Source organism: Stenotrophomonas sp. YJH_SMC_43 (assembly GCF_059372535.1).
This window is the reverse complement of record NZ_JCAFVQ010000006.1, coordinates 73,580-93,917: the sequence shown is the minus strand read 5'-3', so window position 1 is coordinate 93,917 and position 20,338 is coordinate 73,580. Positions and strand designations below refer to the sequence as shown.

General features: G+C 63.5%; 22 protein-coding genes. 7 read left to right on the top strand and 15 right to left on the bottom strand.

Annotation, left to right across the window (positions count from 1 at the left end; translation table 11 throughout):
- Window positions 1–49: 49 nt before the first annotated feature.
- The 5 genes from AC5QAH_RS19930 to AC5QAH_RS19910 all read right to left on the bottom strand — a co-directional run bounded on the left by AC5QAH_RS19930 (window position 50) and on the right by AC5QAH_RS19910 (window position 3,339).
- Window positions 50–565, bottom strand: coding sequence for a hypothetical protein (locus AC5QAH_RS19930; RefSeq protein WP_053442433.1), 516 nt, complete (start codon window positions 563–565; stop codon window positions 50–52).
- A gap of 32 nt (window positions 566–597) precedes the next feature.
- A complete protein-coding gene (locus tag AC5QAH_RS19925) occupies window positions 598–1,101 on the bottom strand; it encodes a hypothetical protein (protein WP_049454478.1) in 504 nt (167 codons plus the stop codon).
- Between the two features lie 19 nt (window positions 1,102–1,120).
- Window positions 1,121–1,972: a DUF2145 domain-containing protein gene (locus tag AC5QAH_RS19920; protein WP_071306533.1), complete on the bottom strand. Its 852-nt coding sequence runs from the start codon at window positions 1,970–1,972 to the stop codon at window positions 1,121–1,123.
- 48 nt (window positions 1,973–2,020) lie between these two features.
- A complete protein-coding gene (locus AC5QAH_RS19915; RefSeq protein ID WP_010484194.1) occupies window positions 2,021–2,251 on the bottom strand; it encodes a hypothetical protein in 231 nt (76 codons plus the stop codon).
- Between the two features lie 128 nt (window positions 2,252–2,379).
- A complete protein-coding gene (locus AC5QAH_RS19910) occupies window positions 2,380–3,339 on the bottom strand; it encodes a mitochondrial fission ELM1 family protein (protein ID WP_010484193.1) in 960 nt (319 codons plus the stop codon).
- 126 nt (window positions 3,340–3,465) lie between these two features.
- On the opposite strand from AC5QAH_RS19910, the gene AC5QAH_RS19905 reads away from it, so the two are divergent.
- Together AC5QAH_RS19905 and AC5QAH_RS19900 are read left to right on the top strand one after the other, a co-directional pair.
- Window positions 3,466–4,056, top strand: a complete 591-nt coding sequence (locus AC5QAH_RS19905) for a malonic semialdehyde reductase (protein ID WP_049412235.1) — start codon at window positions 3,466–3,468, stop codon at window positions 4,054–4,056.
- An 86-nt stretch (window positions 4,057–4,142) separates the two neighbouring features.
- Complete coding sequence (locus tag AC5QAH_RS19900) at window positions 4,143–4,850, top strand: YceI family protein (protein WP_005407837.1); 708 nt, start codon at window positions 4,143–4,145, stop codon at window positions 4,848–4,850.
- 261 nt (window positions 4,851–5,111) lie between these two features.
- Here AC5QAH_RS19900 and AC5QAH_RS19895 read toward each other — a convergent pair whose 3' ends face one another.
- The 3 genes from AC5QAH_RS19895 to AC5QAH_RS19885 all read right to left on the bottom strand — a co-directional run bounded on the left by AC5QAH_RS19895 (window position 5,112) and on the right by AC5QAH_RS19885 (window position 7,217).
- Window positions 5,112–5,513: a hypothetical protein gene (locus AC5QAH_RS19895; RefSeq protein ID WP_164144161.1), complete on the bottom strand. Its 402-nt coding sequence runs from the start codon at window positions 5,511–5,513 to the stop codon at window positions 5,112–5,114.
- Between the two features lie 286 nt (window positions 5,514–5,799).
- Complete coding sequence (locus tag AC5QAH_RS19890) at window positions 5,800–6,597, bottom strand: siderophore-interacting protein (protein ID WP_049454464.1); 798 nt, start codon at window positions 6,595–6,597, stop codon at window positions 5,800–5,802.
- Window positions 6,598–6,656: 59 nt separating this feature from the next.
- Window positions 6,657–7,217, bottom strand: coding sequence for a PadR family transcriptional regulator (locus tag AC5QAH_RS19885; protein WP_342787561.1), 561 nt, complete (start codon window positions 7,215–7,217; stop codon window positions 6,657–6,659).
- A 545-nt stretch (window positions 7,218–7,762) separates the two neighbouring features.
- On the opposite strand from AC5QAH_RS19885, the gene aceE reads away from it, so the two are divergent.
- Both aceE and AC5QAH_RS19875 read left to right on the top strand, forming a co-directional pair.
- Window positions 7,763–10,450: a pyruvate dehydrogenase (acetyl-transferring), homodimeric type gene (aceE, locus tag AC5QAH_RS19880; RefSeq protein ID WP_049428604.1), complete on the top strand. Its 2,688-nt coding sequence runs from the start codon at window positions 7,763–7,765 to the stop codon at window positions 10,448–10,450.
- A gap of 362 nt (window positions 10,451–10,812) precedes the next feature.
- Entirely contained in the window at window positions 10,813–11,367 is a 555-nt protein-coding gene (locus AC5QAH_RS19875; protein ID WP_414610185.1) for an HNH endonuclease, read from the top strand.
- Between the two features lie 68 nt (window positions 11,368–11,435).
- Here AC5QAH_RS19875 and AC5QAH_RS19870 read toward each other — a convergent pair whose 3' ends face one another.
- The 7 genes from AC5QAH_RS19870 to AC5QAH_RS19840 form a co-directional block, all read right to left on the bottom strand.
- Window positions 11,436–12,389, bottom strand: coding sequence for a DNA cytosine methyltransferase (locus tag AC5QAH_RS19870; RefSeq protein ID WP_312250278.1), 954 nt, complete (start codon window positions 12,387–12,389; stop codon window positions 11,436–11,438).
- A gap of 401 nt (window positions 12,390–12,790) precedes the next feature.
- Window positions 12,791–13,609: a NaeI family type II restriction endonuclease gene (locus tag AC5QAH_RS19865; RefSeq protein WP_312250279.1), complete on the bottom strand. Its 819-nt coding sequence runs from the start codon at window positions 13,607–13,609 to the stop codon at window positions 12,791–12,793.
- A 94-nt stretch (window positions 13,610–13,703) separates the two neighbouring features.
- Window positions 13,704–14,123, bottom strand: a complete 420-nt coding sequence (locus tag AC5QAH_RS19860) for a very short patch repair endonuclease (RefSeq protein ID WP_312250280.1) — start codon at window positions 14,121–14,123, stop codon at window positions 13,704–13,706.
- 96 nt (window positions 14,124–14,219) lie between these two features.
- Window positions 14,220–14,963, bottom strand: a complete 744-nt coding sequence (locus AC5QAH_RS19855; protein ID WP_329764796.1) for an HNH endonuclease — start codon at window positions 14,961–14,963, stop codon at window positions 14,220–14,222.
- A 633-nt stretch (window positions 14,964–15,596) separates the two neighbouring features.
- Window positions 15,597–15,965: a hypothetical protein gene (locus AC5QAH_RS19850; RefSeq protein ID WP_495232532.1), complete on the bottom strand. Its 369-nt coding sequence runs from the start codon at window positions 15,963–15,965 to the stop codon at window positions 15,597–15,599.
- 453 nt (window positions 15,966–16,418) lie between these two features.
- Entirely contained in the window at window positions 16,419–16,844 is a 426-nt protein-coding gene (locus AC5QAH_RS19845; protein ID WP_191850541.1) for a TonB family protein, read from the bottom strand.
- 91 nt (window positions 16,845–16,935) lie between these two features.
- Window positions 16,936–17,145 (bottom strand): hypothetical protein, encoded by a 210-nt coding sequence (locus AC5QAH_RS19840; protein WP_191850543.1) that lies wholly within the window; start codon window positions 17,143–17,145, stop codon window positions 16,936–16,938.
- Window positions 17,146–17,813: 668 nt separating this feature from the next.
- Here AC5QAH_RS19840 and AC5QAH_RS19835 point away from each other — a divergent pair.
- The 3 genes from AC5QAH_RS19835 (at window position 17,814) to AC5QAH_RS19825 (ending at window position 20,289) form a co-directional block, all read left to right on the top strand.
- The gene (locus AC5QAH_RS19835) at window positions 17,814–18,281 is read left to right on the top strand and encodes a hypothetical protein (protein ID WP_239502352.1); all 468 of its coding nucleotides are present in this window, start codon (window positions 17,814–17,816) and stop codon (window positions 18,279–18,281) included.
- Between the two features lie 9 nt (window positions 18,282–18,290).
- The gene (locus AC5QAH_RS19830) at window positions 18,291–19,229 is read left to right on the top strand and encodes an XVIPCD domain-containing protein (RefSeq protein ID WP_049453048.1); all 939 of its coding nucleotides are present in this window, start codon (window positions 18,291–18,293) and stop codon (window positions 19,227–19,229) included.
- 133 nt (window positions 19,230–19,362) lie between these two features.
- Window positions 19,363–20,289, top strand: coding sequence for an XVIPCD domain-containing protein (locus AC5QAH_RS19825; protein WP_495232531.1), 927 nt, complete (start codon window positions 19,363–19,365; stop codon window positions 20,287–20,289).
- Window positions 20,290–20,338: the final 49 nt, after the last annotated feature.

Below are 20,338 nucleotides of genomic sequence, written 5' to 3'. Positions count from 1 at the left end.
GCCCATTATCCGCCCGGCCCGCGGCAAAGCCAAAACCGGTCGTTCAGCTTTACAGCACCTCGCTCATCACGTCGCCGGCGGCGTAGGCGGTCGGCACATAGGCCAGCGCCTGGCCCTGCGCGCTCTTCACGGTCCAGCCGGCACCGGCTTCGGTGGGGTCGAAATGCACCTGCTGGCCAACGACGAAGCCGGCGACCGGGTCATCGCCTGCAGCCGCCGGCCATTGCAGCGTTGCGGTCTGGTCGGCCTTGCCGGGTACCTGCAGGTGCACCTGGCGATCACCGGCTGGCGTGGTGGCGACCTGCTTCACCTCCATCGGCGGCAGCGGAACCGCCGGTGTGCGTGCGGCGACCTTGCCGTTGCGCTCGCTGGCCTTGAACGGGGCCTTGGACAGTTCGGCCAATCCCATCGACGTGGCCAACGGAATCGACAGCACGATCAGCGACGTGACCAGCACGCTGGTCTGGCCGCTGTTCAACTGTGGCGCGGCGCCGGCATGGACGGTGGGCACCACCAGCGCCGAAAGCAGCAGGGCAGTGGCGGGAACGCGCAGGCAACGGAACATGGAGACCTCCTGGTCAGGGTGGGGACGGCGGCTCAGCGCCGGGTATCGAAGATGTCGCGCGGGCCGGTGGCCTCGGGCAGGTATTCCAGCGGGCGGCCCTGGTTGTCTTTCAGCTGCCAGCCCTGGTCGTTGCCAGTGGGCTCGAAGTTCACGGTCTGGCCCACGGTGAACTGCACGGCGGGATCGCCGATGCCGCGCGGGTACTGCATCGACGCGGTGTTCTGCGGGTCGTTGGCATCACGCAGCAGCACTTCGCGGCGGCCGTCGACGGTGGTGGCGATGGCGCTCACCTGCATCTGCGGCAGCTTGATCTGCTGCGGGCGGGCCAGCGGCTGGCCAGCATCGGCGGCATCTTGGGCTTCCTTCGCCGCCGCCGCACGGGCCGAGTTCACCATCTGCGAGGACATCTCCAGGCTTGGCCCCTGCGGACCCGGGTCATGGATGATCACGATGCGGCGCTCTGCATGGGCAGTGTTCGCGCCGAGCAGACCGGCAACCATCACCATCGACATCAGGGAAACAGGCAATGCGCGCATCTCGTTCTCCTCGCAGGATTCAGGGCGTGGCGGCGGCAGCACCGGCCACCGGTACATGGGGGATCACCAGTTCCTGCTGCAGTTGGCTGCGCTGGTGCAGGAAGTCGAATACCGATTCCACCGTCACCACCGAATAGTTGCCGGAAATGCGTTCGCCGGCCGGATGGTCGGTGGTGGTGGCGTTGGCCACGAACAGGCGCGCACCCACGCGCTTGCCGAGGCCGATATGCAGCACGCTGGGCTGGTACTTCTGCTGGCGCAGCCACTGCTGGGCCTGTTCGCGCTTGACGATGGCCGGCGCGCCTTCGGCCTGCGCCATCGCCGCCGCCAGCACTTCCAGCACCCACTGGTTGGAGTTCTGGTAGTCGGTGGCGAACGGGTAGGCGACCACGTTGTACCTGGTTTCGTGCAGCGCCTTGGGCTGGATCGAGGGCGACACCAGCATCGCCTTCAACGCGGCACGCAGCGGCGCCGCCGGCACGCCGATGCGCAGGTCGGTATGGCCGCCGCTCTCGCCGACGAAGTTGCCCAGCCCTTCGTGGTACAGCTGCGAGCTGTCGGTCTTGCAGCGGTTGAGCAGGTGCATCGCGCGCCAGCGGCCATCGTCCTCGCGCAGCAGGAAGGCCAGGTGGCTGTGTCGCAGGCCGTAGCGGCTCAGATCCTGGCCACCGCGTGCGGCGACCACCACGTCCACATCGGGCAGCGCATCCAGGCGCTCGGCGGTGGTCCAGGCCACGTCCAGCATCGCCGCCTGCGACGCCACGCTCGGGTAGCGCTCGCGGCACTCGGTGCTGTTGGCCCATGCCGGTGCGGTCGCCAGCAGGCTGGCGATCAGCAGGGCGGCGCGGGGCAGGCGGGAGAAACGATCCATGTCGATACCTTCAACGGCGGGCAGGCCCGCGCGCCGATCATACGCCGCTCAGCGCAGCGGGCGGTCCACGCCCTTGCGCTTGAGTTCCCTGTCGCAGGCATCGCTGATCGGCGCGATCGGCAGCGGCGGGCGCTCGCCAGTCTTCGGATCGCGCAAGGCCGGTTGTTCGCGATACGCGTCCAGCTGCTGCTGGCACTGGTAGGAAATCGGGTCCAGTTCGGTGGGCGCGGTGGAGCAGGCAGCGAGCAGGGTCAGGGGCAGCAGGAGCAGGGTGCGCATGAAGACGTTCAGCGTGATTGGGGAAGCTGGACTCTAACGGTGCGGGCGGATCGAAATGTTCAGAAATCGCTGCGCACCCGGCACCACCGTGATGCCGGGCGCCCAGGATTGCCGGCCAGCGGCCGGCACTACCCCAATGCCAGGCGCTGCTTCACTTCTGCCGCTACCCGAGCGGTCTCGCGCAGCGGCTCGATGCGGTCGTACTGCCAGTCCAGCCAGTGCGCCTGCAACCGCCCGCGCTCGCGCAGCTGCTGCTGGAAGCGCGCCAGCCGACCCTGCGCGGTATCGGCCAGCGCCACCATCACCGGCATGCGCGTGGCGCAGGCTTCAGACAGCAGGTTCACCGAATCGGGCGACACCACCACGCGGTTGGCCCAGCCGAGCAGGCCGCCATAGGGATTGGTGCCGTCGCCGCCGTCGCCCCAGATCACGTGCGGCAGGTCCGCGAAGGTCGCGCGCAGGATCTCGGCCAAGGCGGGCGGCGTGCGTCGCGAGGTGGTGGCCAGCAGGCTGCCGCCCTCGCTGTGGATCTGGTCGGCCAGCGCGCGGAACACACCGACCATCGACGTTTCATCCCACGGCGCCAGCGGCGTCGGTCCACCCACCAGCAGCGCGGTGCGCGGGCCGGGCAGGGTGCTGAAGCCGGCGAACGCGGCGCGGCCCCAGGCCAGCCAGTCATCGTCCACCGGGTTGAGGCTGCCGAGCAGAGTCAGCACGTTGCTGCCGCGCAGGGCGTCGTGTTCGGGCACCACCACCACATCCCAATGGCGAGCGTTGATGCGCGGGTCGAGGATCTGCACCACCTGGCTGCCACGGGCACGCAGCACGCGCAGGGCACCCGCAGCCTGGCGGCCACAACCGATCGCCAGCGCCGGGGCATCGGCAGCCAGCGTCGCGAAGGCCTCGCCGTAGCCATTCACATCGCCGGGTAGGCGACGCGGCGACAGCCAGCGCCAGGGCGCGCGGGGCTGCAGGACCAGCGGCCGATGGGTGCCCTGGCGCAGCGCCGAGGCCAGCGCAACCGCCTGGCGGACATTGCCTGCGCGGCCGTCCGTGACCGTCCAGGGCGCGCTCGATCGTTTCACCATTGGCATTAATTCGTTTCAGCCCTGCTGGGTGTTGCAACAGTCGCGACACTCTACACTGCGGCTCGTCGATTCGCCCCGCGCCGCCCGCGGGCACTGACTTCCCTTCGCCGCCCTGGAGATCCACCGATGTCCCACGCGCTCGACGCTGCTGCCCTCGATCAGCTGTTCCGTACTGCCCGTACCCAGAACGCCTTCCTCGACAAGCCGGTTCCTGAGAGCCTGTTGAAGGAACTGTACGACCTGGTGAAGTGGGGCCCGACCGCCGCCAACACCACGCCGGCCCGCTTCGTCTTCGTCACCTCGAAGGACGCCAAGGACAAGCTGGCCCCGGCCCTGTCCGAAGGCAACCTGGCCAAGACCATGGCCGCCCCGGTCACCGTCATCATCGGCTTCGACCTGGACTTCCACGAGAAGCTGCCTTACCTGTTCCCGCACACCGATGCCAAGGCCTGGTTCGATGGCCCGCAGGAAGGCCGCCACGAAGCCGCCATCCGCAACGGCAGCCTGCAGGGCGCCTACCTGATCCTGGCCGCACGCGCGCTGGGCCTGGATGCCGGCCCGATGTCCGGCTTCGACCCGGCCAAGGTGGACGAAGCCTTCTTCGCCGGCACCTCCATCAAGTCGAATTTCCTGGTCAACCTGGGTTACGGTGACTCGGCGGGCCTGTTCCCGCGTCTGCCGCGCCTGTCGTTCGACGAAGCGGCGCGCATCGCGTAAGTCGTTGTATCGGTTTCGGGCCCGCCGTCCCGCGGCGGGCTCTTGCTGCACCGTGTACCCACCCTACGATCCGGAGAGTTCCTGAGATGAGCGCCACCCGTAAACTGCTGCTGCCGCTGGCCCTGACCCTGGCCATCGCCGCCTGCTCCAAGCCGGCCGACACCGCTGCCCCGGCTGCCGACGCCGCCGCCCCGGCCACCACCGAGCAGGCCGCCACCCCGGCTGCCGATGCCGCCGCCGCTGCGCCGGCCGCCGAAGCGATCAAGATCGCCTCGGGCACCTACAAGCTGGACCCGACCCACACCGACGTGCTGGCCCAGTGGAGCCACTTCGGCTTCTCCAACCCGAGCGCGCACTTCGGCAACGTCGAAGGCACCCTGGTGTACAACGCCGAAGACGTGACCAAGTCCACCGTGGAAGTGAAGCTGCCGCTGAGCGGCCTGAACAGCTTCACCGCCAAGTTCGACGAGCACCTGAAGAGCGCCGACTTCTTCGACGCCGCCAAGTTCGCCGATGCCACCTTCAAGAGCACCAAGGTGGAAGCGGCCGGCACCAACAAGCTGACCGTCACCGGCGACCTGACCATCAAGGGCATCACCAAGCCGGTCACCCTGGACGTCACCGTCAACGGCGGCGGCGAGCACCCGATGGCCAAGGTTCCGGCGGCCGGCTTCGATGCCACCACCACCCTGAAGCGCAGCGATTTCGGCGTCGGCGCGTATGCCCCGAACGTCAGCGATGAAGTGAAGATCCGCATCACCACCGAAGCCACCGGCGAAAAGCCGGCGGCTTGATGCCCCCAACTCACTCGTCGTGAGAAGGCAGAAGGCCCGCTGAAAAGCGGGCCTTCTTTTTGCGAATGCGATCCGCGTCGATGGCGCCCGGAAACTCCGCACTGCGCGGAAAGCCGCTTTGGTAGAGTCGACTGTTAGTCGACTGCTCTCCGCGGGATGCCAAAACCCCGCGCTGCGCGCGCGAGTCGACTAACAGTCGACTCTACCGCTGGCCGGTTCCATCACGCGCTGGTCGGTTCCATCACATCGTGCGCGGCGCGCTCAGCGCAACGCGCCCAACCATGCCACGCACGCTTCGCTCGGGCTCTGCTTGGCCTTCACCGCCAGCCCGCTCACCCGCACGAACGTCTGCGCGGCCTGCGCCACCACCTGGCGTGCGATCAACGCGGCCTGCTTGGTCGCGGCCTGCTGCTTGCGCAGCTGCACGATGTGCACCGACGGGCGGCCCACCGGTGCGTACTTCTGGTCGCGGCGCAGCACATCGGCCACCTGCGCCACTTCGAACTCGGCCTGCAGGTAGCGGTGCTGTGCTTCCACCAGTTCGCGCAGCGGCGTGCGCAGGGCAACGGTGTCGGCGAAGGCGGCCAGCGCCGCATCGCAGGCGGCGTCATCGGTGAAGCGGGTACGCAGCGCATCCACGCTGGCCAGGGTCAGTTTGGCCATGTGGGCCTCGTTGCGCAGGAAAGGAGCGCGATTGTCGCATTGCTTGGCGGCTGATGCGTTGAACCGGGCGGCGGAATACCTGTAGAGCCGAGCCTACGCTCGGCTCATCGCGCGCAGCGCGAGGGTTCGCCGATCGCGGAACGAAGAGCAGCCGAGCATGGGCTCGGCTCTACATGGTCAAGGGCGTGCGGACCGACGGTCCGCACCCACCCAGGAAGTGCGTCAAAGGCGTGCGGACCAACGGTCCGCACCCACCAAGCAGGGTCCGCACCCACCGGCTGCCCGGTCAATCGCCGTCGGTTTCGTCCGGGTGGGCCTTCCAGTAGCCGGTGGAACGAATCCAGTCGCGCGGCACGCCCAGGTGGCCTTCGATGAACTTGCGCATCATCCGCGCGCGACGCGATTCGGTGGCGATCCAGTAGAAGACATCACCTTCCGGGGCCTCGAAGTCGGTCAGCATGTCTTCCAGCAGCGTGCTGCTGGCCGCCGGGAAGCCGTTGCGTTCCAGCCAGTGGATGCGCACGTTCTCGTACTGCGGCAGGTCCTGGCGCTCGGCTTCATCGCTCACTTCGATGAAGGCCTGCACCTCGGCATCCTCCGGCAGCACGTCCAGCCAGCGGGCGATGGCTGGCAACGCAGTCTCATCGCCGATCAGCACATAGGCGTCGTAGGTGTCGGCTACGACGAACGAACCGCGCGGGCCACCGATTACCAGCACGTCGCCCGGCTGCGCGCGTTCGGCCCACGGCCCGGCAATGCCCTGGTCGTGCAGCACGAAGTCGATGGCCAGCTCGCCGGTCTCGTGGTCCCACCAGCGCGGGGTGTAGTCGCGGGCGGGCGAGGGCTCCTTGCCGTCCGGGTAGCTGCGGCCTTCGGCGGTCAGCACCGGCAGCACCATCTCGCCCGCAGCGTTGGGGAAGAACAGCTTGATGTGGTCGTCGGCGCCGGGCGAATCGAAACCGGCCAGCGCGTCGCCGCCCAGCACGATGCGACGCATGTGCGGGGTGACTTCCTCGGTGCGCAGCACGGTCAGTTCACGGAAGCGCACATCCAGGCGCAGGCGCGTGTTGTTGTGTTCGGTCATGGGGATACCTGTAAAGGTGTCGCGCAGTGGTGCGCGGCATGGGGAAGACCTGGCTGGAATCAGTCTGGCTGGGTCGTTGAAATCGGTGGTTGCTCGTTACCGGCCATACCGTTGAGCAGGGCCGAGGCCCGGGTCAGCAGCGCGGCCACTTCGTCTGCCTCGCCCTCCGCCCAGCGGCCGTGGTGGTGCACCAGCGCCCGCTTGAACTCGTGCAGGGCGCAGGCCAGCGGCGGCGGCAGCGAGGCCTTGGTGATCTCGCGGGCGCGGTCGAAAGCACGTCGCTGCGCCAGGCGCACCTGGGTGCGCTGCACCTTCAGCTCGAACTCGCCGGCGGCGGTGATGCGGAAGATCCGCTTGCCATCCACTTCCTCGGCCTCGATCCAGCCGGCCTGCTCGAAGCTGGCCAGCAGCGGGTACATGGTGCCGGCGCTGGGCGTGTAGGCCTGCATGAACTGGTTGCTGATCAGCTGCATCAGCTCGTAACCATGGCGCGGCTGCTCGCCGATCAGGGCCAGCACCAGCAGGCGCAGGTCGCCGCGGCTGAGCACGCGCGGCTGACCGTTGCGACGGGGTACCGCCGAATCGGTGGAACGGGCTCTGGGAGAGGGGCTTCGGCTCATTTCGATATATCGGTAAACGAGTGTGCAAACGATATATCGATATGTCGAAAGCGACAACACCCGATCCGGCCACAAGCAGGTGCAATTTGGGCCACGGCCAGCCCCACCCACAGCAAAAGGGGCGCCCCTTGCGAGGCGCCCCGGCGATGCTGTGGAAGGGAGCAGGGCCACCGGGCCCATCACTCACGGGCCACCTTGGGCCCACGGCCAGCGGCAATCCAGAGGCAGGTGCGACACGTTGTCGCCGGTTCAGTGCCGAAGCCCGAACGGCGCCCACCGTGGCCCCGGCGCTGCCCTACAACCGTCATCGGCAGCGGTAACACTGCGTCCTGCACATGGGCGCAGCGGCCCGCAAGCGACAGCCCGCGCAGCCGCCAAGGCCCGCCGCAGGGCCGTCAAGGGCGCTTGCAAGCCCCTTGCGGACACTGGCCGGTTGCATCCATACGCCTGCGTAGCCAAGTGACGAAAGCCCTTGGTGCGCTACACTTTGCGGTCTAGAAATCTATACAACAGTCGCGCGCGTGCGTGCGGTTATGGGAGCGCTAATGAACTGGTTGAACGAGGTGCTGAACAACGACCCGAATCCTGTGGAAACCCAGGAGTGGATCGAGTCGTTGAAGGCCGTTATTGATGTCGAGGGCTCCGAGCGCGCGCATCAGCTGCTGGAAGGCATGGTGGAACTGACCCGTCGCTCGGGCGCCTACCTGCCGTTCTCTCCCACCACCGAGTACGTCAACACCATCGAGCCGCAGCTCGAGGCCAAGAGCCCGGGCAATGCCGAGCTGGAATGGCGCATCCGTTCGATCATCCGCTGGAACGCGATGGCCACCGTGGTCCGCGCCAACCGCAAGCCGGGTGACCTGGGCGGCCACATCGCCTCGTTCGCCTCCGGCGCCACCCTGTACGACGTGGGCTTCAACCACTTCTGGCGCGCCCCGAGCGAAAACCACCCGGGCGACCTGCTGTTCATCCAGGGCCACAGCGCCCCGGGCATCTACGCGCGTTCCTTCCTGGAAGGCCGCATCAGCGAAGAGCAGCTGGACAAGTTCCGCATGGAAGTGGACGGCGGTGGCCTGTCCTCGTACCCGCACCCGTGGCTGATGCCGGAGTACTGGCAGACCCCAACCGTGTCGATGGGCCTGGGCCCGCTGGCCGCCATCTACCAGGCGCAGTTCATGCGCTACCTGGAAAACCGTGGCCTGATCGAGAAGTCCGACCGCAAGGTGTGGTGCTTCATCGGCGACGGCGAGAGCGACGAGCCGGAAACCCTGGGTGCCATCGCCCTGGCCGGCCGTGAAGGCCTGGACAACCTGATCTTCGTGGTGAACTGCAACCTGCAGCGCCTGGACGGTCCGGTGCGCGGCAACGGCAAGATCATCCAGGAACTGGAAGGCGTGTTCCGTGGCGGCGGCTGGAACGTGATCAAGCTGCTGTGGGGCGGTTACTGGGATGCCCTGCTGGCCAAGGACACCAATGGCGTTCTGAAGAAGCTGATGATGGAAACCGTCGACGGCGAATACCAGAACTGCAAGGCCTTCGGCGGCGCGTATACCCGCGAGCATTTCTTCGGCAAGTACCCGGAAACCGCTGCGATGGTGGCCGGCCTGAGCGACGACGACATCTGGCGCCTGAACCGTGGTGGCCACGACCCGCACAAGGTGTACGCCGCCTACCACCAGGCCGTGAACACCAAGGGCATGCCGACCGTCATCCTGGCCAAGACCGTGAAGGGTTACGGCATGGGCAGCGCCGGTGAGGCACTGAACCCGACCCACCAGACCAAGAAGCTGGACGACGAAGCGGTGCGCCACTTCCGCGACCGCTTCAACATTCCGGTGACCGACGCGCAGCTGGCCGACGGCCAGGTGCCGTTCTACCACCCGGGCCCGGATTCGCCGGAAGTGCAGTACCTGCAGGAACGCCGTGCCGCGCTGGGCGGTTACCTGCCGCAGCGCCGCCGCAAGGCCGACAAGACCTTCGTGGCGCCGAAGCTGGAAGCGTACGAGCGCCTGCTGAAGAGCAGCGGCGAGCGCAGCTACTCCACCACCATGGCCTTCGTGCAGAGCCTGAACATCACCCTGCGTGACAAGGAACTGGGCCCGCACATCGTGCCGATCGTGGCCGACGAAGCCCGTACCTTCGGCATGGAAGGCCTGTTCCGCCAGATCGGCATCTACGCGCCGTTCGGCCAGAAGTACAAGCCGGTCGACGCCGACCAGCTGATGTTCTACCGCGAAGACCAGAGCGGCCAGGTGCTGCAGCAGGGCATCAGCGAGCCGGGTGCGATCAGCTCGTGGATGGCGGCCGGTACCAGCTACTCGGTCAGCAACGTGCCGATGCTGCCGTTCTACATCTACTACTCGATGTTCGGCTTCCAGCGCGTGGGCGACATCGCCTGGCAGGCAGCGGACATGCGTACCCGCGGCTTCCTGCTGGGTGGCACCGCTGGCCGCACCACGCTGAACGGTGAAGGCCTGCAGCACGAAGATGGCTTCAGCCATCTGGTGGCCGGTGGCATCCCGAACGTGCGCAGCTACGACCCGACCTTCGGCTTTGAAGTGACGGTGATCCTGCAGCACGGTACCAAGGCGATGATGGAAGATCAGATTGACGAGTATTACTACGTCACCCTGATGAACGAGAACTACACCCACCCGGAAATGCCGGAAGGTGCGGCCGAAGGCATCGTCAAGGGCATGTACCTGCTGACCGACGCCGGCAAGCCGAAGAAGGGCGAGCTGCGCGTGCAGCTGCTGGGCTCGGGCACCATCCTGCGCGAAGCCATTGCCGCGGCCGAACTGCTGGACAAGGACTTCGGCGTGACCGCCGATATCTGGAGCTGCCCGAGCTTCAACGAACTGCGTCGCGATGGTTTCGACGTGGAACGTGCCAACCGCCTGCATCCGGAAGGTGAGCAGCGCAAGGCCTACGTGACCGAGCTGCTGGAAGGCCGCCAGGGCCCGGCGATTGCCGCCACCGACTACGTGCGTGCGTATGCGGACCAGATCCGCGCGTTTGTGCCGATGTCGTACACCGTGCTGGGTACGGATGGCTTCGGTCGTTCGGATACGCGTGCGAACCTGCGTCGGTTCTTTGAGGTGGATCGCTACTACATCGCCCATGCCGCGATTGCGGCGCTGGCGAAGGAAGGGAAGATGACCGCGAAGGATGTGGCCCGGGCGATCAAGCAGTACAAGATTGATCCGGAGAAGGCTAATCCTGTTGGGGTTTGACTGGTCAATTGCTTGACGTGGGAGGGGCGGCCATTGGCCGCCCTTTTCGCATTGCTATTCAATTGCCCTTTCGAGGGTAATTATCTTAAGTAGCAGGTGGATTACCAGGATCACTCTAGCGATGGGACTCTTGTGGGTTGATGCCTACAGTCAATGCTTGAGAATTCAAGCCAAACTTATGCCTGGTAATCTCCGTCCGTACCGTTTTGGGTAGCTCGTATTTCAGATTGGAGCAACGTGTGGCAACGCGACGTTCAGTGGCCGAGGTCTTCCCAGCACTAACTGAAGCCAAATTAGGAGCAGCGAATGTGGCTCATTCCGGCTTGAATGCCCCGAAGGTAGGAAGTAAGTCTTCCGCCAGAATGGGTGCCAAAAAACTTCTCCTTGCCTATTTAACTGCCAATGTCGGGATAAAGCTGACATCCGATCAGTTGAGAGAGGCTGCTGGCAACGTAAGCGAGTGGGCTCGCAGGTTGCGTGAGCTTAGGGATGAGGATGGATATCCGATCAGGAGCCATCGAGATCTCGGTGAACTCAAGCCTGGTGAGTATCTGCTAGAGAATTTGGAACGTGCAGAGCCTCGTACACGTAGCATTTCCGGGAACCTTCGAGCAATGGTGCTCGAGCGTGACGGCTACACTTGCCAGATGTGTGGTTTGGAAGCCGGGCAACCTGATCCAAGATTCGAAAAAAGAAAGGTGCTGCTTCAGGTCGGCCATATTAAGGACAAGAGTCACGGAGGCACGGACGAAATCTCAAATTTGAGAGCGTTGTGCTCCTGGTGCAATGAGGGAGCTTCTAATGCATCTCCAACTAGGCCGGATAGGACTAGGCTGCTAACGGAGATTCGACGGGCTGTCGTGGAAGATCAGCGCGCCGTGTATGACTGGCTGCAGAAAAAGTTCCCATCAAGATGAGTTCCCTAGAGGTTATTCTTGCTAGAAAAGTGAAGGCGTCTGTTAATGACGCCTTCTTGTTCTATTAGCTATGCAGCTGTCGATAGCTTTTTGCGCAGTGCTTCTTTGATCTTGTTTGCAACTGCTGCTGCGACAGGAGGAGGAAACGCATTCCCAATTTGCCTATAGGCGGCGGTTTTGCGTCCCGCAAACTCCCAGTTGTCAGGAAAGCCTTGGATTCGAGCCGTCATTCGCGGGGTAAGCCGGGGCATACCGTCAAAATCTGCTTCAGGGGCTTGGTCCCAAAGCCCCATGCCATCGACACCTAGAGCTGCCCATGCCTTCTTGGCGCGAGTTGGTCCAAGGTCAGGGCCGCCATGCTTCTTGGATCCCCCGACGAGAGTCGGAGCAATCGCGTTGGCGCCTTCTCTCCACGCGTCAACTTGATCCCAGCCTCGCGCGCCCATCAAGTCGTGCAGGAGCTGACCTACCGTCTTTGGGGGCTCTTTCAGTGCTTCTGGCCATGAGAATGCCGGAGCAAGCTCCTTCTTCATGCCGACAAATATCACGCGCGGCCGAAGCTGGGAGACGCCGTAGTCGGATGCGTGCAGAAGTCGCCAATCGCCCAAGTATCCGAGTTTCTTGAGCTCCTTCTCTACGCCCTTCCGGTAATCATCGAACTTGGGGTCGAGCAGGCCGCGAACATTTTCGAGCATGATTGCTTGAGGCCTTACCTGATCAACAATTCGAATGGCTTCAGGAAAAAGGTCGCGCTCGTCGTCGGCGCCCAGCTGCTTTCCTGCCTTAGAGAAAGGAGGGCAAGGCACGCCGCCGGCAACGAGATCCACACCCTTGTATGGGGATGCGTCGAATTCGCGAAGGTCACCCTCAATCACGTTCCAGCTCGGGCGGTTCAAGCGGAGCGTCTGGCATGCGGCCGGCTCCCATTCCACGAGCGCAGAGTGGTCGAAGCCGGCCATCTCTAGGCCAAGGCCTTGTCCGCCAGCACCGGCGCACATCTCAAGGGAGGTGAATTGACTCATGTAGATCTCAGATCAGAAAGGAGCCCGGCAGGAGGGTGTCGCGCTGGCTACAGCGCGAGCTCCTTAGAGCGCCAGGTGTTGGGTAGGGCGATGGGGTCAGCAAGTACACGCTGGCGCCGTATCAGATGCTGAGACTAGGGCAGGCGTGCCCCTAAGCCGCATGACAGTGCGTAGCGTGTCCAGATGCCTGGATTCCCCTTCTCTGGCAACTGCCAGCGTACCAAGCCTGATCGCTAGTGCAAGTGTTTGGAGTTCAGGGCGCTTGGGAGGCCATCCCTGCAGGTCAATTCCGCCAAATCGTTTCCGAAATCCCCGAGATGTCAAGGCCCGGGCTGGCCCATTGCGTAACGCAGTCAACCGAGTCCTGGAAGCTGCTGGCTGTGAGCCTCTATAGCAAAGCCTTAAGGGCTATCAGAGATCCTGAGGCTCAACCATTCATCTTTGGCTGCAGGGGTGAAGCCGTGGGCGATCATGATCTCGCGGTCCGCGAGATAGGTGGCACAAAGGACCTGGTAGCCCTCCCTCCCCAGCGTTTCCTTCATCTCGCGAGCCCGCTTCACCGCATCCCTTTGCTGTGCCAACTGTTCGATGACGTCCCGTGGGATGAGAAGGCCCGTGGCCATGGTGAAGAGCGCGCGCACTCGCTGCCGCCCACTAGGCTGGGCCAAGATTGCAGAGCGCACCACTTCAGGGAGATCCAGCATGAAGTTCCTGGGCATTGGACCTTCTACAAGCCATCGAATCTGCGCCTTACCGGCAGCGGAGATGGACTTCTTCCCGTCTCTGTTCTGGCCGTTGGTCAGTACTGCCGGGGCCATTCTCAACAGGCCGAGCCAGCAAAGCCCCTTCACATCATCCGCGCGAACAAGCATGCAAAGCTGCCCAACCGCCTCCTGCGGGATCATCCAATCGTTCTTGACTGTGAATTTGGTATCAACCTCGTGGCCGGCAATTAGATTGTCCAATAAGACTCCCCGCTCTAGGGCCAAGGCTTTGCGAAGCAGGATCTCGACCTTTGTGCCGATGTAGGTCTTTTCTGTTTTCTCTAGCTGATCAATGCAAAATCGTCCCGTACGGGGCGCGTCAATCACTTCGTCGAACGCAGTGCGGAGCGCCTGCCCCACTTTGCTCAGCAGAGCAGGGTCGCGTGAGAGAGTAGCGGCAACCTGCTCTAAAGCGGGGTCATCCAGCTGAGGAACTTGTGAAAAAAGGCCATTCATTGAGCCCTTCTATCACAATGTGGGCAATTTACGTAAGGCTATGCCGTGTCCGGCCCATAGTTGGCCGCTGCCCAATTCTCGTGATCCTGAGGTGTCAGTCGGGCCGCAACAATCTGACTATGCGATCGATCTCTCGGGCTCGATCCGCTTCCCGCTTGATCTTGCACTCCCAAACAGTAATCACCTTCCAGCCTCCGGCCCTTAAGCGGCGCGCCGACCTACGGTCGCGCCGCACATTTGCGTCTAGCTTGGGCGACCAGTAGCGAGCGTTTTTATCCGGCCTTCTTCCGTTCAAGCAACTGTGCAGATGCCAAAAGCAGCCATGCACGAAGATGACGGTTCTGTACTTCGGCAGCACGATATCTGGTCGTCCAGGAAGCCCTCTTCCCCCCAGCACATACCGAAAACCTCGAGCATGCATAGCTTTGCGCAGCCACAGCTCCGGTTTGGTATCTGAACTGCGAATCCTGGACATTCGCTCGCTTCGTGCTTCAGGACTAAGAATGTCGGGCATCGTCCTGCCTCAGGTCTTCTCGGGTGAAGCGTACTCTTGCCTATTTCAACTCTCGGTAGATAGCAAGTGAACGTTCCATAGTTCCCATACCGCTTCCTACCACTGGCACTGCGAACGATGCCAAGCGATTGATTTCTGGCAGGCTGACAGCTCAGGCAGTGCGGAAAATCTCAGCTCACGGCCATCCAACTCGAAGTAGGCTGATTGCTGGAGAGCAGGCGCCACGGCGATCCGCAGAGAACCGGGGTTGATGGCTATCAGATACAAATCGAACAGAGTGTGCACATCGGCACGGAGCAAAAGACCGTTCCTGACATCGTTGCTCTTTAGGCCTGAGTAGGGCTGGATGTGGGCCGCCTCGAGCGCATCGACCACATCGCATCCCGTCATAGCACAGCAACCGCCGTACACCTCCAGTAGTGTCTTACGGAACGCAGGCTGCCCGCGGCGTCGAACGATAGCCGCCAGCACACGCTGCCTCTCGTCCACATCGTCTGCTGGAGAGAAACTGCCAGTTGCCTCCGCCGCTTTGGTCTCCTGCTCCAACAGTCCCCTTGTGGGACCAGAGACCGACGTGAGCGTCTCACCAGAAAGCCCGAGGAGCTTGGCAAGTTTCGGCTCAACATTTGCACCCACGTTCGATGCTGGAAGAAGCCCGGGTAGCCAAGGCTTGCCCGCCTGATCTAGAACATGGGAGATGTTCTGCATGCGATATTCCCACGCCTTGGACGTGCGTCCGTGGCGGGCCGCCAGTTCCCGATAGACCCTTGTCTTCTCAAGCGCTGATCCATTGGCAAGACGGGCCTCCATTTGGCGATACGCCTCAACGGCAGCAGCCAATTCGTCTTCAGTCCACCTACTCACAGCCTTCCCCTGTCCGCGAACGCACGTGGCGTCCTGGGGAAAGTATGCCGTAAACGACACAATGAGCTGCTAATGGCTTGGAACGGAAGAGCGTCGCGTGTCAGCGCAAACCCAGGCTGTTCAGGCCCGTCGGTACGCCTTGTATGTGAAGTCCAGCTGCAAAGTCCTAGTAGGTCGGAAGTGGTCGGCTACTCCAGCGCTGGAGTAGAGGTTGAACGCAAGGCGTCTCGCTGGCTCGGCCTGTGAAGCCTAGGATGAGCAACTGTGATGATGAGTTGTCCACCAGCAGAGCGGGCTCGCCTCGGCAAGTGAGCTCGAAGTACCTTGCTTCGAAGCGTCCGGTGCCGAGCGTCGCATCTTCAGCCGCTAGGCTTAGCGCTTCCTCGCGCATGACAGCAAACTCTGCAGCCGAGACCTTGGGGTAGGTCTTCAGCTCCAAATCGCCTTTTGGCAGGTGGAAGTGGGCGAGCGCTGAACCAATCAGCGCTGCCAAGCACAGTACTGCGTACGTCAGAGACTTCATTGGAAGTCCAGCAGATCAGAGGCGAACGGATAAGGGGGCCGCGACGACAGCCCACAGCCTATTGCTTGAGGTTCAAGCTTTGGGCGCTACTCCCGCACCTGCAACCGCTCAGCCACCTGCGCCGTCAACGCCACACACGCCATCTTCAATCCTTCCATAACCCGATCCCCCAGGTACTCCTCGGGCGCACCATTCTGCCGAGTGCGCTCCGCAGCCAGCATCAGCTCCGCCACCACGCGCAGCCCTGCCAACGCGCAATCCGCATCCGCCAGCTGAAGACAACGCCCAGGCAGTTGATGCCGCTCCGGCCAAGGCTGGCCGTCCGCAGCCGCACCAGTGCCGATGCGATGCAACGTGGCGACGAAGGCGTTGGGATCGATGGACCGTTCGCGGTCGGGTTCGGTGTTGTCCGGATCGTACTGCGCGTGCAGGGAACGGAAGTCCGATGTGTTCATGGCAATGCTCCGTACAGGACAGATAGCAGCGCCACCAGATAAAGGCGGCGGACGATGCGTGGTTCGAAAGCCGGACAGTAACCAAGCCGGTGGGTCCGAAGACCCCCACGCACCGCCCGCCATGGAACGCGAACGGATTGCCAGCCGGCGCCACGCAAAGGTGACGCCGGCTGACAAGCGTAAAACACATGGTTACTGAACGGGCTTTCGAACCCGCGCCACCCTTTTCCGGTGGCACGCCAAGAGATACCCGCGCAGCTGCCAAATGCCAAGAAACTGCAGAACTGACGATTGCCAGTCCTGACGCTTTCGGGATTGTCGCACACGGTGTTAAGCCGGCAAGCGATTGCGCCGCAACGGTCTTGAAGGGCTTGGCGCTATTGGCCCCAAGCGCAGGATGCCCACAGCCAGGCCCACGGCGTAGGACCAATCACGACAGATTGCACCAGCGGTTCAGCCGGGCGGCGCCTCGGCCGTGGGCACGAAGGTCATACGGACCCGAACCCGCGCGTGCAGCGCGACGCCCTCAATCACAACCGGTTCGAAGCGCCACTGGTCCACTGCGGTAAAGGCCGCACGATCAATCTCCCGCAGTCCGCTGGACCGCGCCACCATCACGTTGGAAACGTGGCCCAGCTCATCCAATTGAGCAACCAGCAGCACCTCCATGGGAGCCTGCAGCAAGGTATCGGGCGGCGTGGCAGGGGCCGTTGAATACACAACGGCAGGCGCCTGCTGCAGCTCGAAAGTGGGGTTGTCACCGCGCTCTACGAACACTTCGGTGGAAACCTGCGGGTCTGCCGCCATGGCCATGGCAGGTGTGGCGCCCAGCAGCATCAGAACGAGGTTCAGTGCCAGGGCGGTGTTCAAACGGGGCATACGTGGTTTCCATTCCGGTGCGCTGCCAGCATAGCGGCCATCCCCTGGCATCGCTTGCCTTGAATGCCTGCGTGCGGGATTGCTGCGCGGATTACATAGGCGCGCCCGGCCGTGGCCACAGTGCATCGTCGCGCTCCAGGTCGTAGTCGCCGCCGAACGCCAGCGCAGCCTCACGCGGTGGGAGGTCTGCGTAGCAGCCCAGCAGATACTCATCCATGCCGGCGTCGCTATGGTCGATGGCGAACAGGTGGAGGAGCTTCTTGTCGAAGGCTTCCAGCCATGTGGGGTGGATCTTGGTCATGGGCATCCTCCAGTGAGGACGGGGGGAGGCTTAGGCCTGTCTCAGCGGCTGTGACGGTGCGGCCCCGCCCAAATTTGGCGGGGCCGCATCCGCTTCGCTTTCGGCCGTTGATCAACTCGTATGGCAGGCTGCAGCGCAAGTGGCACAGCCATTCGACTGCCGGTACCACCTCCGGGCTTCAGCCACGGCCGTCCTACAGCTGGTGTGCAAGCCGAGGTCCTGTGTGGACTGGGCGCGAGCAAGCCAATAGCATCCCTGTTTATGCACCTCATGGTCTCCATTGGCCTGCGGCGTTCTGTTCACAAAGTAGCGGTCCATTTACTACCCCCTATGCGTGTACGGTAAGCGCACCATTGCGCGTGGTCGACTTTGATCACTCCCAGTCGCAGGAGCCGCGACGCAGCGAACTTCGTCGCAGAATCATCTGCGGCCGGGGTGTATAAGTACGGGCGAAGGCGCCTTCAACGGCTTCGATGAGCCTTGGAAGAGGAAAAGCGATGTTTCGACAAGGAAGATGGTTGGTCTGCCTGGCCTTGATACTGTCAGGTTCCCTGCTGAGCGGCTGCCGAGCCAGCTCGGAGGCGGTACCCGGGTCGCGTGCTCCGGCAGAGAACGGGACCCTGGTGCCCTTCGTCAGGCCGCTGCCGCTGGTGGCAATGACCACACCCATGGTGGTCGAGTTCACCCTACCGCCCCCAGGGAAAAGTTCCTCGCCAACCTTGTTTCTTGGAATCCGGGTGGGTGGAGAAGACGGGCTGAAATCACTGAATACGAGCCGTGAGATCCGCAGTATGGGCCTACCCGCCGAGGTGAAACTGGAGCGGCTGGAGGCGCAAAAGCGCATTCCTGTTCCGTTGGTGAGGGTGGAGTCGGTGGCAGGCACGCCCGCGCGTATTGAGCCCATCGGACCCACGGGCCGGGTGGAAGGCGGGTGGTTGGATGACGTCGATCATCAGTCTCTGCAGTCAGCAGGATTGGAGGCGCCTGACAGTCACCACACACAACTTGCCCTCGCTTGGGCTCAGGAACTGCAGCCTGGCCACTACAGGCTGAGTATGCAGATACTGAAGCCTGATGATCGATTGGCGGCCACGCAAGCCGAGTTGCTGGTGGCCTACGTAAACAAGTCGAAGTAGGAGTGCGTCATGGACGACAAGTACACAGTCACAATCTTCGTTGCCGCTCCCGGCACGCCGCTGCTGGCTGGAGGGACATCCAGCGCCGGCCACGTCTACTACAAAGTGGCACATGGCAAGGACGAGGTGAGCTTTGGCTTTGCACCCATCGAGCATGGCGTCGTGACTGGGCCTGGAATGGTCTACAACAATGACGCCGAGCAGTACAAAGACCCGTACTACACGCGGACGATGGAAATCAGCCAGCGGCAGTACGACAAGCTGGTGGAATTTGGCACAAAGCCCGGCGAGCATGGATTCAATACTGAGTATCACGGGGTGGAAAACAGCTGTATCGACTACACGTGGGGCGCACTGAATCACGCCGGCCTTCATCGAACCAACCTTCTCTTCATGCAGGACAAGAGCTTCGAAGGTGGCCTGAAACCGCTCAGCAATGTGGAGTACATCCGCAGCATCCGCGCGCCCTTTCCAGATAGCGCGCTGAATAGCGAGCACTACAACAAAATGCCGGAGAGAACGTTGATGCAGCGAATCATCAGCGATGAGCAACTGCCGCGGGGCGATCGCGATATGCTCGATTCCATCCGCAAGGGAATAGCGGGCATTGATGAGGCGCATGGCCGCTCCTACGATGGGACCAGCGAGCGGATCTCAGTGGGCTTGTTGGCCACGGCCAAGGAGAGCGGGCTGGAGCATGTCGACCATGTGGTATTGGGCAATGCTCCAAGCGATGGTTCGCCGCAGCGACTGTTCGTCGTGCAGGGGGAGCTCAACGATCCTGCCCATGTGCGAGCTTCGATGACGGCGGAGGAGGCTGCGCGAACACCGGTGGAGCAGTCATTCGCCAAGGTCGAGCAGATTGCGCAGGCCCAGCAGGAGCGCGCCTCGTTGGCGCCGCAGGAGCCGGCCCTGGAACAAACCCGGGCGCCGCTGCAGATGGGCTGACTTCCAGCGACTGCACGGAAGATCACAGTTTCGAGCGCCTCGGCCTCGAAACTGCCTCCATCTCTACCTGTCCCCCATCCCACCTATGCCATCATCCGCCCAGGACCGCAGTACCCAACAAGGCTGAGCAGGCATGGAGCAGGCAACACGCTACACCGCAACGCTGTACCTGGCCGCCCCCGGCACACCACTTAAGAGCGGGGGTATCTCGCCGCGCGGCCACATGTACCTGCAGGTGGCAGCAGGCGACGAGGCCCACAGCTACGGCTTCGCACCGCCGCGCTACGCGCCGGGCGAAGCCCCCACGGGTGCGCAGTACGCGCAGGTGCGCCACGACGATGCCGACGAGCATCTGAACCCGTATTACAGCCGCACCCTGGAAATCACCGAGGAGCATTACGGCTGCCTGCGTGATTTCGCCGAGGAGCCGGCCGAGTTCGAATTCGATGTGGATCGCCCGGCCACCATCAACCGCTGCAGCGATTTCGTCTGGGCGGCGCTGCACTATGCGGGCTTGCATCCGCTGCCGGCCCCGCTGGACGGCGGCAGCAACCTGGGCGAGTTCGCGGTGCTGTTCAACCTGCCGGAAATACAGTGCATTGCCGCGCCGTTCCCGGGCAGCGATCTGAATGCCGAAACCCATCACGCGATGCCCGAGCGCGAGGCCGAGCATCATCGCCAGGGCGACCGCGCCAGCGATGAGCCGCCGCCGACACCGATTGAAGTGGCCGGCACGCTGCTGGACCCCTCGCATCCAGACCACCGCCTGTTCTCGCAGCTGATCCAGAAAGTGGCCGAGCTGGATGCGGCGCATGGTCGCCCGTTCGACGCGGCCAGCCAGCGCATCAGCGCGAGCCTGCTGGTGCTGGCCAAGCAGAACAATCTCTCGCGCGTGGACCACGTGCTGCTCAGCCGGCCGACGAAGAGCAGCCATGCGGCGGAGAGCATCTTCATCGTGCAGGGCGACCGCAACGACCCGGGGCACCGCCGCGCCAGTATCGCCACCGAGGTGGCGGCCAAGACCGATGTGGCCGATTCGCTGCGGTTGAAGGAGCAGTAATCCGCGCGCCTGCCATACGCGCGTCGGCGCACGCCACGCCCCCCACCTG